This window comes from Dysgonomonas sp. HGC4 (assembly GCF_001261715.1).
Taxonomy (GTDB): Bacteria; Bacteroidota; Bacteroidia; order Bacteroidales; family Dysgonomonadaceae; genus Dysgonomonas_A.
Genome location: NZ_CVRU01000183.1, coordinates 1 through 13,793 on the forward strand (window position 1 = coordinate 1; position 13,793 = coordinate 13,793).

General features: G+C 34.8%; 9 protein-coding genes. 8 read left to right on the forward strand and 1 reads right to left on the reverse strand.

The features are described from left to right. Positions 1 to 178: 178 nt before the first annotated feature. The 3 genes from HGC4_RS17195 to HGC4_RS17205 all read left to right on the forward strand — a co-directional run bounded on the left by HGC4_RS17195 (position 179) and on the right by HGC4_RS17205 (position 2,473). On the forward strand, positions 179 to 664 hold the full coding sequence (locus HGC4_RS17195) for a helix-turn-helix domain-containing protein (protein WP_050711373.1): 486 nt from the start codon (positions 179 to 181) through the stop codon (positions 662 to 664). 130 nt (positions 665 to 794) lie between these two features. Next, positions 795 to 1,574, forward strand: a complete 780-nt coding sequence (locus HGC4_RS17200; protein WP_050711374.1) for a dihydroorotate dehydrogenase electron transfer subunit — start codon at positions 795 to 797, stop codon at positions 1,572 to 1,574. After that, positions 1,562 to 2,473 (forward strand): dihydroorotate dehydrogenase, encoded by a 912-nt coding sequence (locus HGC4_RS17205; protein WP_050711375.1) that lies wholly within the window; start codon positions 1,562 to 1,564, stop codon positions 2,471 to 2,473. Before HGC4_RS17200 ends, HGC4_RS17205 begins: the two co-directional genes overlap by 13 nt. An 87-nt stretch (positions 2,474 to 2,560) precedes the next feature. Here HGC4_RS17205 and HGC4_RS17210 read toward each other — a convergent pair whose 3' ends face one another. Beyond that, entirely contained in the window at positions 2,561 to 3,172 is a 612-nt protein-coding gene (locus tag HGC4_RS17210; RefSeq protein ID WP_050711376.1) for a SagB/ThcOx family dehydrogenase, read from the reverse strand. A gap of 159 nt (positions 3,173 to 3,331) precedes the next feature. Here HGC4_RS17210 and HGC4_RS17215 point away from each other — a divergent pair, with 159 nt between their 5' ends. From HGC4_RS17215 to HGC4_RS17235, 5 genes are all read left to right on the forward strand, one after another. Then, a complete protein-coding gene (locus HGC4_RS17215) occupies positions 3,332 to 4,522 on the forward strand; it encodes a lipoprotein N-acyltransferase Lnb domain-containing protein (RefSeq protein WP_050711377.1) in 1,191 nt (396 codons plus the stop codon). Between the two features lie 63 nt (positions 4,523 to 4,585). Continuing rightward, complete coding sequence (locus HGC4_RS17220; protein WP_050711378.1) at positions 4,586 to 6,169, forward strand: alkaline phosphatase family protein; 1,584 nt, start codon at positions 4,586 to 4,588, stop codon at positions 6,167 to 6,169. A 50-nt stretch (positions 6,170 to 6,219) separates the two neighbouring features. Continuing rightward, complete coding sequence (gene secA, locus HGC4_RS17225) at positions 6,220 to 9,516, forward strand: preprotein translocase subunit SecA (RefSeq protein WP_050711379.1); 3,297 nt, start codon at positions 6,220 to 6,222, stop codon at positions 9,514 to 9,516. A 227-nt stretch (positions 9,517 to 9,743) separates the two neighbouring features. Beyond that, positions 9,744 to 12,308: a DNA gyrase subunit A gene (gene gyrA / locus HGC4_RS17230; protein ID WP_050711380.1), complete on the forward strand. Its 2,565-nt coding sequence runs from the start codon at positions 9,744 to 9,746 to the stop codon at positions 12,306 to 12,308. A 27-nt stretch (positions 12,309 to 12,335) separates the two neighbouring features. Then, the gene (locus HGC4_RS17235; RefSeq protein ID WP_050711381.1) at positions 12,336 to 13,601 is read left to right on the forward strand and encodes a UDP-N-acetylglucosamine--peptide N-acetylglucosaminyltransferase SPINDLY family protein; all 1,266 of its coding nucleotides are present in this window, start codon (positions 12,336 to 12,338) and stop codon (positions 13,599 to 13,601) included. The last annotated feature ends 192 nt before the right edge of the window (positions 13,602 to 13,793 follow it).

Genomic DNA, 13,793 nt, shown 5'->3' on the forward strand with positions numbered 1-13,793 from the left:
TAATATAAATATACACTTTATCACAATTTAGTAATGTATACAATTATACACAATCATATGTATACAATAAAGCACAACTACTGTATACAAATATACATCACAACTATTTATATTTGTGAAATATTTGTTATACATTTGTATTGTTACATATGTTTACATATTATAGATAAAATGAGGCATGAAAGAGCGAATAAAAAAGATAATGGACTCTGAGAATATGACTCCTGCCAGATTTGCTGATAGTTTGCAAATAGGTAGAGCTGTTATCTCTCATATTCTTAATGGAAGAAACAACCCTAGTTTGGATGTTATTACCCGCATCCTTACTCAAATGCCAGACATAGATTCTCAATGGTTATTAACAGGTACAGGTACTATGTATAAAAGTGAAATAAGTAATCATAGTGCAGACATAAAAAATCAAAGTAGCTTCCCCGATTTATTTTCTCAACTATCTCAAGAGAATGACAGTCGAATATATTCGACCAAAGAGACAGAAGATCATAAATATCGCAAAGAGAATATAGTTGATCTACATCAACAAGACACACAAGAAGCTATAAAAGAAAGAGTTGTATATAAAGAAGCTCCATCTAAGAAAGTTAAACAAATAATAATTTATTATACCGATAATACCTTTGAGGCTTTTACTCCTGGACAATGACGATTTTCTTAAACTCTTTATTCTGAAAAAGCATAAGTTTTGATTAACTTTGTATGATAAACTATCTATATAAGCTTATTATACTAACCAAAGCAATAAAGAGGTCTATGACCTTAGAAAATTTGTGCAAATGAAAAAAATGCTTGATTTGATTATCGTCGACAATGATCAGCTAAATCAAAATTACATCCTCTTAAAACTATCAACTACTGATGGCACTGTACTTCCCGATATGTATCCGGGACAGTTTGTTGAAGTTCATGTAGCTGATTCTCCTTCCACTTTTCTCAGACGACCTATATCTGTAAACTATGTGGATAAGTCTAAAAACGAACTTTGGTTATTAATCCAAAAAATTGGAGATGGTACCAAACGTATGGCTGAATATAAAAAGAGAGATATTGTAAATCTCTTATTGCCATTAGGTAATTCGTTTTCTACTCCTGAAGATACCAATAGTGAAGTCTTACTTATTGGTGGTGGTGTAGGTACTGCTCCTATGCTATATCTAGGTAGTGAATTAAAAGAAAAAGGCTTTAAGCCTAACTTTTTATTAGGAGCACGCTCTTCTGCCGACCTTCTTCAACTAGATGAATTTGCAAAATACGGAGAAGTGTATACTACTACCGAGGACAGTAGCCACGGAGAGCAAGGATATGTAACCAATCATTCAGTTTTAGAGAAAAAGAATTTTTCCCACATATTTACTTGTGGTCCTAAACCGATGATGATGGCTGTAGCTAACTATGCTCATAAAAAACAAATAAATTGTGAAGTTTCATTAGAGAATACAATGGCTTGTGGCTTTGGTGTATGCCTCTGCTGTATAGAAAATACAAAGAGAGGTAATATATGTGTATGTACGGAAGGACCGGTATTTAATATTAAAGAACTGAAATGGATAAATTAAAAATAAATATAGGTAACCTCTGTTTAAAAAATCCCGTGATGACTGCCTCGGGAACTTTTGGCTATGGTAAAGAATATGTAGATTTTATCGACCTATCTCAATTAGGCGGAATTTGTGTAAAAGGAACTACTTTGTACGATCGTCAAGGAAATGATTATCCTCGTATGGCAGAAACTCCTGCAGGAATGCTTAATGCTGTAGGACTACAAAATAAAGGCGTTGACTACTTTGTATCAGATATATATCCTGAAATTAAAGACTTCGATACACACATCATAGTTAATGTATCAGGTTCAACAATAGAAGATTATGCAGAATGTGCTTCCAGGCTTAACCATTTAGATAAAGTTCCTGGAATAGAATTAAATATCTCGTGCCCCAATGTAAAAGAAGGTGGTATGGCATTCGGAACATCGGCTTGTTCGGCAGCAGATGTAGTAAGGGCTGTTAGAAAGGTATATGATAAAACTCTGATAGTTAAACTATCACCAAATGTAACAGATATTACCGAGATAGCGCGTGCAGCAGAATCAGAAGGAGCCGATGCAGTTTCTCTGATTAATACTCTCCTAGGCATGGCTATTGACATTAATAAGCAAAAACCAATCTTATCGACAGTCACAGGTGGTTTATCAGGGCCTTGTGTGAAGCCAATAGCACTACGGATGGTTTGGCAGACATATAATGCCGTAAAAATCCCCGTAATAGGCATGGGAGGTATATCATCATGGCAGGATGCTATCGAATTTATACTTGCTGGCTCATCTGCCATCCAAATTGGTACATATAACTTTATTGACCCAACTATATCTGTAAAAGTATTAGAAGGTATAAAGAACTATATGGATCAATACAATATCGCAAATATCAAAGATTTGGTAGGACAATTAAAAGCATAAACATTTGTAAATAAATAATTTACAGTATAATAAAGAAAGGTCTGCAAATTTGTAGACCTTTCTTTATTATATACATCTATATATCAATCACTTAACATAGCCAATAGCTTGTACTAAAGTAACCTCTTGTTTATCAGTCAAATTTAAAGCAGGAGGAAGTTTTGTTCTGCTGAATGAACCTCTGGCAACAGTTCCCAAATTGCCTTCTGAAGCACAGAACAGATATACATTCTGAGATATATAGCCTGTATCAATAAATGCAGCTTCTCTATTAGATGCTTTATCTAGATTAGCAACAAATACCAAATTTATAGCAGCATCATTCACATAAGTCTGTGATCCAAGACCATCTCTTAAGTCTCCTTTAGCGTGCAATTTCAATTTGTTTTCTTTAGCATCATAAAAATATACCCCATCCTTGAACATCACATATACATCAATCTCCTGACGATTTTGTGACGAAGGCACAGTTCTTTTATCCGGACGGTTAAATCCATAAGCAGCCCAAAGCAAATTAGACAGGGTTTGATTATCAAATTCTTTTCCTGTAAAATCCTTCAAAGACTGTCTCTCATTTAAAGTCTCCAATAAAGGCTTTCCACCTGTTTTTATTGGAGCTGGTAAATCTATGGTTTCTTGCTGAGCATAAGCAAATAAAGCGGATGCAAATAAGCAAACGGCAATGAGTAATTGTTTCATGTTAATTCTATTTTTATAAATTATATATACAAAAATATGCTTTTATTAATAAGAATATTTCTTTTTGCTATTTTTTCGACGGCGTTTTTTATATAATTAAGAAGTTTGTGGTTTACATATATACATTATCTTTGTATTTCACATTTTGAATTATACAGAATGATAAAGAGATTACTCTATACTATATTGATATTTTACATCAGTATATTACATCTAAGTGCACAACAAATACAATTGTCTGATTCCGCTAAAGTGAGCCTCTTAACCAGTGCTCCTTGGGAAAAAGAAGTTTATGCTCTTTTCGGACATACCGCTATAAGAATACAAGATCCTATTAATCAGTTTGATTTAGTATTCAATTATGGACTATTCAGCTTTGATAGTCCCAACTTTATGCTTCGGTTTATAAAAGGAGAAACAGATTATATGGTTGGAGCCGAAAACTTCAACAGATACATAAGTGAATATAAATCGAGAGGTGTTGGTATTACAGAACAAGTTTTCAACCTAACCCAACAAGAAAAACAAGCTGTGTTTGACGCCTTGGCTATAAATAGCTTACCCGAGAACAGAGTATATAGATATAATTATTTCTATGATAATTGTTCGACACGTCCAAGGGACATAATTGAAAATAATATTCACGGAACAATTCACTATACACCCACAAAAGAAAAGCAAACCTACCGCGATTTAGTTCACGAGTGCGTTTGGGCACAACCTTGGGTGCGTTTTGGTATTGATTTGGTGATTGGGGCTGATGCTGATAAAGAAATAACAGATAGGCAAAAAAAATTTCTGCCATTATATTTAATGTCAGCATACAATAATGCCAATATTAAAAGTACAGATGGTAACACAAGAGCTTTGCTATCAGAACAAAATGACATCTTGCTTTCGCCCAAAAACGATACAATTATCCTTATCGATCCACCTTTAGCTATTGGATGTTTACTATTGGTTATTACACTGATAATCTCATTCTTATCATATAAGAAAAATTGCATCTTGCTAGGAAAGATATTCGACACTTTCTTATTCATTACAGCAGGTGTTGCCGGAAGCATCATATTCTTTCTGATGTTCTTTTCAGTACACCCTTGTACCAATCCAAACTGGAATATTATATGGCTGAATCCATTCCAATTAATATTCGCATTTTTCTTTTTAATAAAATTCTTCTCAAAATATGTGTACTACTATCATTTTATTAACTTTGTAGCCTTGATACTACTGCTTTTGGCTTGGTTTTTGATACCACAGTATCTGGAGTTAGCATTCATTCCATACATTCTTTCACTATGTGTTAGATCTGGAACCAATGTATTACAATATAAAAATAGATCTTAGTTCTCTATTATTTAATCAATTACAAAATAGTAGAAACACTATAAAGATTAGCTAGATAGTTTAATGATAAGAATAATAACATCCCTTGTAGCTGTACTAACAGTAGCATCTATACAATCGCAAACTACTTTGAGAGAAACTCCAAAGTTGGTGATTGGGATAACTATTGACCAGTTGCGAGCAGACTATCTAGAATTATTTCAACATACTTTCTCTGAAAGAGGCTTCAAAAGACTTTTAAATGAAGGCTTAGTATACCAAAACATGAGATTTGATTTTCCAAATCTGAACGAAGCTTCTTCAATAGCAACAATATATACAGGGACTAATCCTTCTCACCATGGTATAATTTACAGCAAACGGTTTTTACCTGACAGAAACTCGGAAGTATCTATTTTCGAGGATAATTCTTTTTTGGGGAATTACACCAAAGAAAAGTTATCTCCTGCTGCGTTACGCGTAGGAACTATTACTGATGAATTAAAAATTGCTTCTAAAGGGAAATCCGATATATATAGTTTTGCACCAAATTCTTTTCAAGCCCTTATTTCTGCTGGACACTCGGCAAATGGAGCTTATTGGATAGAAGATTATTCAGGGAAATGGGCAACTTCAACCTACTTCAAAGATTTTGACTGGAGTGTTGAACAAGAAAATCGCTCAAATATCTACCCCAATAGAATAAATACACTTATTTGGCAGCCACTCTTGAGCCCCGATAAGTATAATTTATTTCCATACGGAAGCGAAGCCGTTAGCTTTAGCAATAAACTGGTTCGGGCTGATAATTCTTTTCAGTTATTCAAAGAATCTCCATTTGTCAACAAGAATATAACCAAAACAGCCATAGCATTAATGCAGAAAGCTGATATGGGTAAACGTTCACGTCCTGATTTTCTTGCTCTTACTTATTATGCAGGTAATTTTTCAGCATCAACAGATGGTGAATATTCTTACGAGATACAAGATACATATGCACGTCTAGACAGAGAAATAGCAGCATTACTAGATCAGGTTGAAAAGACTGTGGGTCTTCAGAATACGCTAATTTTTGTGACCTCTACAGGATATTACAGTTCTAACATTGTTAATACCGATAATATCCAAGCATCGGCAGGTACATTTTACACCAACAGATGCGAAGCATTGTTGAATATGTATTTGATGGCTATTTATGGTAAAGAGCAATGGGTAGAGAAATACCATAATCAACAAATATATTTGAATCGAAAGCTGATCGAAAGCAAAAACATCAGTTTAGAAGAAATACAAAATAAAGCCGCTGAATTTGTTGTCCAATTTACAGGAGTACAAGATGCAACAACATCGATTCAACTCCTTACCGGAAAAGCAAATTCTAACATGTTGGCTTATCGCAATGCCTTAGATAAGGATGTATCAGGCGATATTATAATACAAATACGTCCCGGATATCAGATTGTTGACGAGCAAAACACTTCATCTATAAAGAAAATACAGAGAGAAGTATCTATAGTTGCTCCCGTAATTTTCTTTGGTTTTAATACAAAACCCGAGAAAATAAAAAGAACAATAAAAGCCACAGAAATAGCACCGACAGTATGTCGAATACTACGCATACGTTCCCCCAATGCTGCTAAAGACGAACCTTTACCCGAGTTTCTTTAAAACAACAAGAACTCTAATATAAAACTGAAAAATAATAACAAACAATATATATGGGATTTAATGATATTCTAGCCAAACTTTTTGGCAATAAATCAACAAGGGATGCAAAGCAGATCACTCCTTATGTGGAAAAGATAAAAGCTGCATATCCGGCTATAGAGGCTCTATCGCATGACGAATTAAGAGCTAAAACTGTAGAACTGAAACAAAAAATACAAGATTTTGTTTCTGTAGAGAAAAATAAAATAGCTGAACTAAAAGCTGGGATTGAAGATATTGAGATTGATCAAAGAGAAGATATCTGGGCTGAAATAGACAAGCTTGAAAAAGAAATTACAGAGAAATACGAAGTTGTTTTAGACCAAATCATGCCTGAGGCTTTCTCTGTAGTAAAAGATACAGCTCGTCGTTTTACTCAAAATGAAGAAATTGTAGTTACTGCTACTGATTTTGACAGAGAACTTGCTGAAACAAAAGATTTTGTACGCATTGAAGGTGATAAAGCAATTTATCAAAACCACTGGATGGCCGGAGGTAACGAAATCACGTGGGATATGATCCACTATGATGTTCAGTTATTTGGAGGGGTCGTTCTTCATAAAGGTAAAATTGCCGAAATGGCAACAGGAGAAGGTAAAACTTTGGTAGGTACACTTCCTGTTTTTCTAAATGCGCTTACAGGAAATGGGGTTCATCTGGTTACAGTGAATGACTATTTGGCTCGACGTGACTCTGAATGGATGGGACCATTGTATATGTTCAACGGATTATCTGTAGAATGTATCGATAAACACCAACCAAACTCAGAAGGTCGTCGCAAAGCATATCAAGCTGATATTACATTTGGTACAAATAACGAATTTGGTTTTGACTACCTTCGTGACAATATGGCTATCAGTCCTTCTGACTTAGTGCAACGCAAACACAATTATGCTATTGTCGATGAAGTTGACTCGGTATTAATTGATGATGCTCGTACTCCTCTTATTATTTCGGGTCCAATTCCAAAAGGAGAAGTGCAGATGTTTGACGAATTTCGCCCTCGTGTCGAAATTATCGTAAAAACTCAAAGAGATCTTTGTACTAAACTGCTTGCAGAAGCTAAATCAAAAATGGCGTCTTCTGATTCTAAAGAACAAGAAGAAGGTGCACTTTTACTATACAGATCATACAAAGGTTTACCTAAAAATAAACCTCTTATCAAGTTTTTGAGTGAGCCTGGTATTAAATCGGCTATGCTTAAAACCGAAGAACATTATATGTCTGAGCAATTGCGTAATATGCATATTGTTACTGACGAATTGTACTTCGTTATTGATGAAAAGAACAACAGTATTGAGCTAACTGATAAAGGTATCGACCTTTTAACTGGTAATTCTGATGATCCTCTTTTCTTCGTTCTTCCTGATATTGGTGCACAAATGGCAGAAATAGAAAATGCCAACACTACAGATGAAGAAAAAGCAGAGAAAAAAGATGAATTGATGCAAAACTATAGCGTCAAATCAGAACGTGTTCATACAGTAAACCAATTGCTTAAAGCATATACTTTATTTGAAAAAGACGATCAATATGTTGTTATTGACAATAAAGTAATGATTGTTGATGAGCAAACAGGTCGTATAATGGATGGTCGTCGCTATTCAGACGGACTTCATCAAGCAATAGAATCTAAAGAACACGTGAAGGTAGAAGCTGCAACTCAGACTTTTGCAACTATTACCCTTCAAAATTATTTCCGTATGTACAACAAACTGTCAGGTATGACAGGTACAGCAGAAACAGAAGCAGGCGAATTATGGGATATCTACAAATTAGATGTTGTAGTAATTCCTACCAACCGTCCAATCTCTCGTTCTGATATGAATGATCGTATCTACAAAACAAAACGCGAGAAATATGCCGCTGTTATACAAGAAGTTGAAGACCTTACATCTAAAGGACGTCCGGTTCTTGTAGGTACAACATCTGTTGAAATATCGGAACTTTTGAGCAGAATGCTTACTCAACGTAAGATCAAACATAATGTACTGAATGCTAAGCTACACCAAAAAGAGGCTGAGATTGTTGCTCTAGCCGGACAAACCAGTGCAGTAACCATTGCAACCAATATGGCAGGTCGTGGTACCGACATTAAGCTTTCTCCGGAAGTTAAAGCTGCAGGAGGTTTAGCAATTTTAGGTACAGAAAGACACGAATCTCGTCGCGTTGACCGTCAGTTACGTGGTCGTGCAGGACGTCAAGGAGACCCAGGATCATCTGTGTTCTTTGTTTCTCTTGAAGACCAATTGATGCGTTTATTTGCTACTGAGCGTATTGCTAGCCTAATGGATAGAATGGGATTCAAAGAAGGCGAAGTACTTGAACACAATATGTTGAGCAAATCGGTAGAACGTGCTCAGAAGAAAGTGGAAGAAAATAACTTTGGTATTCGTAAACGTCTGCTTGAATACGATGATGTAATGAATTCACAACGTGAAGTTATTTACAAACGTCGTCGCCACGCCCTTATGGGAGAACGTATTGGCATAGACATTATGAATATGTTATTCGATTCGGCAAACTCTATTACTGAACAATACGCAGATAATCAAGACTATGAAGGTCTAAAAATTGAAATCCTTCGCGTATTGGCAATGGAATGTCCTATTGATGAAGCTACATTCAGATCTGCAAGACCTGAGAAGCTTGTAGATTTAGTATATGAACATGCTGTAAAGAATTTCAAACAGAGAATGGACAGATTGGCAGAAATAGCAAATCCTGTAATCAAAGATGTATTTGAAAATCAAGGAGGAAACTTCGAGAATATATTAATTCCTATAACTGATGGTAAACGTATCTATAATGTTACTTGTAACTTAAAAGAAGCATACGAGACTGGTTCTAAGGGAGTTATTAAATCTTTTGAGAAATCGATTCTTCTACATACTATTGATGAACAATGGAAAGAGCACTTGCGCGAAATGGACGAACTACGTCATTCTGTTCAGAATGCAAGTTACGAGCAAAAAGATCCACTATTGATTTATAAACTTGAATCTTTCAGTTTATTCAAAACAATGGTCGACAGTATCAATAAAAAAGCAGTAGCCATTTTGATGCGTGGTCAAATACCTGTTCGTCAATCAGAAGAAGTACAAGAAGCTAAAATTGAAGAGAAAACAGATTTCAGTAAGTACAAGACTGAAAAAGAAGATATAGACGATGAACAAGCTCCAAAAGAGGAAAATAAAAAACCTAAACAAGCTCCAATCAGAGTCGAAAAAAAATTAGGAAGAAATGATCCTTGCTTCTGTGGAAGTGGCAAAAAATACAAAAACTGCCATGGACAAGATGAAGATTAATCATTAACTTATCTTCAGAGACACACAAGAGTCTTATATTGCTAAAAATAAGCAATATAAGACTCTTCTCTTTTTTACTATAATCTTCACTAGCAACCATTAGTTTGTGTCAAAATGTTTCCAAAATTGAAAGTTTTTTTGTAATTTAGCAGGGTTTTTAAAGTCAGTAGCACTTTATATTAAAATAGAAAACAAACAAAAAAATATTATATTAAAACTTATCTTTAATGATAGATCAGGAAGATAGAATTATTAGAATTAACATCGAGGACGAAATGAAATCAGCATACATTGATTATTCAATGTCTGTTATTGTAGGTCGTGCTTTACCCGATGTTAGAGATGGGTTTAAACCCGTACATCGCCGTATTCTTTTCGGGATGAGCGAATTAGGAAACACATCCAATAAGCCCTATAAAAAATCCGCGAGAATTGTAGGGGAAGTTTTAGGTAAATTCCACCCACATGGTGATTCATCCGTATATTTTGCGATGGTCCGCATGGCACAGGAATGGAGTATGCGTTATCTATTAGTAGATGGACAAGGTAACATGGGTAGTGTAGATGGAGACTCTCCGGCTGCTATGCGTTATACTGAGGCTCGTCTTAGCAAACTCGCAGAAGAAATGCTTAAGGATATTGACAAAGATACTGTTGATTTTCAACTAAACTTTGATGATACCTTAAAGGAACCAACCGTTTTACCTACACGTATTCCCAATTTATTAATAAACGGTGCTTCAGGTATTGCTGTGGGTATGGCTACTAACATGCCTCCTCACAATATGGTTGAAGTTATCAATGCTACTGTTGCCTACATTGACAATAGAGAAATTGACATTGAAGGTTTGATGGAGCATGTAAAAGCTCCCGACTTCCCTGGAGGTGGTTTTATCTATGGTTATCAAGGTGTTAAAGATGCTTTTGAGACTGGACGTGGACGTGTTATTATGCGCGGACGTGCTGAGATTGAAATGGATGGAAACCATGAAAAAATTGTTATTTCCGAAATTCCATTTCAAGTTAATAAAGCCGAATTAATTAAGCATATTGCAGACTTAGTTGGTGATAAAAAAATTGAAGGTATAAGCAATGTCAATGACGAGTCAGACCGTGAAGGAATGCGTATTGTTGTTGATGTGAAGAGGGATGCGAACGCAAATGTTGTACTAAATAAATTATACAAACTTACTGCATTACAAAGTTCTTTCAGTGTAAATAATATTGCACTTGTAAAAGGACGTCCACAAATGCTTAACCTAAAAGATATGATTTCGTTGTTTGTTGAACACAGACATGAAGTTGTTATCCGCAGAACGAAATATGATCTTTTAAAAGCTGAAGAAAGAGCCCACATCTTAGAAGGTTTAATTATTGCATCAGATAATATTGATGAAGTAATTGCCATTATACGTGGTTCTAAATCGCCTCAAGAGGCAATCGAGGGGCTTATAAACAGATTCCAACTATCAGATATTCAATCTCGTGCTATTGTTGAAATGCGTCTACGTCAATTAACTGGACTAGAACAAGACAAACTACACAGCGAATACTCTGAAATACAAAAATTAATCGCTTATCTTAATGAAATCTTAAATGACGAAGTACTTTGTATGCAGGTTATTAAAGATGAATTAATAGAGGTAAGAGATAAATATGGTGATATTCGTCGTAGCGAGATTGTTTATTCGGATATTGAAATGAATCCGGAAGATTTCTACGCTGATGACGAAATGATTATCACAATATCTCACATGGGATATATTAAACGTACACCACTATCTGAATTTAAGGCTCAACATAGAGGTGGAGTGGGAGTTAAGGGTTCTGAAACCAGAGACACCGACTTTGTTGAATATATTTATCCTGCATCTATGCACAACTATATGTTGTTCTTTACTCAAAAAGGTAGATGTTATTGGTTGAGAGTATTCGATATACCTGAAGGTAGCAAGAATTCGAAAGGAAGAGCTATTCAGAATATGTTGAATATCGAGGCTGAAGATAAGGTAAATGCATTTATTAGAATTAAGGGTCTAAATGATACCGAATTCGTAAATAATCACTTCCTTGTATTCTGTACTAAACAAGGTGTTATTAAGAAAACTAGTTTAGCTGCATACTCAAGACCTCGCCAAAATGGTGTTAATGCTATTACAATTCGCGAAGATGATAAAGTTATCGAAGTATTGATGACTGATGGTAATAGCGAAATATTAATAGCTAATCGTAATGGTAGAGCTATTCGTTTCCACGAGTCAGATGTACGCGAAATGGGTCGTACAGCAACTGGAGTCCGTGGTATGCGTATAGACGAAGACCCAACAGATGAAGTAATCGGAATGATTGCAATGTCTAAGGATGCTCCTGAAGAAACTATTATGGTTGTGTCTGAACTTGGATACGGAAAACGTACCAGATTGAATGACGAAGATGGAGAGCCTGTATATCGTATAACAAGCCGTGGAGGTAAAGGGGTAAAAACCATGAGTATTACTGAAAAAACAGGAAAACTTGTTTCTATTAGTAATGTTACTGACGAAAATGACTTAATGATCATCAATAAATCGGGTATTACTATCCGCGTTAAGGTTGACAATCTACGAGTTATGGGACGTGCAACTCAAGGTGTAAAACTGATTAATCTAGGTAAACGTAACGATCAGATAGCGTCTGTTTGTAAGGTTATGTCTGAAAAAGACGAAGATATCATTATTGAGGATGATATAATACTTGATGAATTAAACAATGAGAATAATACATCTTCGAACGAAGACAATTCTGATGAATAACAATAATTATTAAAATTTTAATAAACGATGAAGAAAGTACTTTTGACAGCAACATTGTGCATGGTAGTAGCGCTATCTTTTGCACAAAAAAAGGCGGTAAAAGATGCTAAGAGTGAAATGAACTCGAACAATTTTACTGAGGCTCGAGAACTAATTAAACCGGCACTTACTGACCCTGAAACAGCTAATGATGCTGAAACTTGGAAAGTTGCAGGTGATATTGAAAATAAGGCATTTGATACTCAGAGAACAAATCAAATGCTTCAAAAAGAGTTCAAAGAAGACATCATGTATGATGCTCTATTGAATTCATATGCACCCTATATCAAAGCGGATGAGTTAGGTCAAATACCTGATGAAAAAGGAAAAGTAAAAAACAAATTCAGAAAAGATATAGCTGTAACTTTAAGAGCTAATCACCCATTCTTTATCAATGGTGGTGTTTACTATAATGATAAACAAGATTATAGCAAAGCATCTATCTTCTTCGAAAAATATTGGGAGTTACCTTCTTTGCAAATATTTGCTGATGATAAAGACAAAATAAATACTAACGATAGTACATTCCAAACTATTAAGTATTATGCTGTTATCACTGCTATCCAAGCAAAAGAAGATCAAAGAGCTATTGAACTATTGAGCAGAATACTTTCTGAACCATTTACTCCTAATAGCACATACAAAGAAAGTGATGTATATGAGCTTTTAGCTAGCGAATACGAAAATACTAAAGACAGTGTAAACTTTGTGAAAACATTGGAACTTGCTGCTGCTAAATTCCCTGAAAACAAATACTTTGTTCCTAACTTGATCAATCAATATATCAAAGCGGGTAAATCTGAAGAAGCAATTGCTTATTTAGATAGAGCTATTGCAAACAATCCTGAAGGATCATGCGATATGTATAGTGTAAAAGCTTCTCTATTTGCTGAGAAGAGAGACTTTGTTACTGCAGATGCTACATATCAAGCTGCTTTGAGCAAAGACCCTGCTTGTGAGAGAGCTCTTGAGGGTTTAGCTGTATCTTATATTGTACAAGCACAAAACTTGAAAGAAGAGGCTGGTAATGTTTCTTCAGCTAAAGAAAGAGCTGAATTAGATGACAAAGCTAAAGACCTATACAACAAAGCATTTCCTTTATTAGAGAAATATAAATCAGTATTGGAAGGTCGTACAGCTGACGAACAAGAAATCAAATCAATGTTAGTTAAACTACAAAACGTATACTACAATCTAAATATGGAGAAAGAATACGAAGCTGTAAGTGCTGAACTTGAAAAATATAAATATTAAGTTTTAAATAAAACTTAATCGAAATCTATAAGGGGTTATCAAATAGTGATAACCCCTTATTTTTTATTTATAAGCCTATATAGAAGCACATTTTCTCCAATTAATTCAAAAGATTAAAATGTTACATAATTACCATTATGTGTAATTGTTGTTTTATTAATTAATACCTTTAGTAATAATCACTCAAAGACT

Bases quoted from the DNA above. Each gene is read 5' to 3' on its own strand.
- HGC4_RS17220 (WP_050711378.1), top strand. From the start codon at position 4,586: ATGATAAGAATAATAACATCCCTTGTAGCTGTACTAACAGTAGCATCT.
- secA (WP_050711379.1), top strand. From the start codon at position 6,220: ATGGGATTTAATGATATTCTAGCCAAACTTTTTGGCAATAAATCAACA.
- gyrA (WP_050711380.1), top strand. From the start codon at position 9,744: ATGATAGATCAGGAAGATAGAATTATTAGAATTAACATCGAGGACGAA.
- HGC4_RS17205 (WP_050711375.1), top strand. From the start codon at position 1,562: ATGGATAAATTAAAAATAAATATAGGTAACCTCTGTTTAAAAAATCCC.
- HGC4_RS17235 (WP_050711381.1), top strand. From the start codon at position 12,336: ATGAAGAAAGTACTTTTGACAGCAACATTGTGCATGGTAGTAGCGCTA.
- HGC4_RS17215 (WP_050711377.1), top strand. From the start codon at position 3,332: ATGATAAAGAGATTACTCTATACTATATTGATATTTTACATCAGTATA.
- HGC4_RS17200 (WP_050711374.1), top strand. From the start codon at position 795: ATGAAAAAAATGCTTGATTTGATTATCGTCGACAATGATCAGCTAAAT.
- HGC4_RS17195 (WP_050711373.1), top strand. From the start codon at position 179: ATGAAAGAGCGAATAAAAAAGATAATGGACTCTGAGAATATGACTCCT.
- HGC4_RS17210 (WP_050711376.1), bottom strand. From the start codon at position 3,172: ATGAAACAATTACTCATTGCCGTTTGCTTATTTGCATCCGCTTTATTT.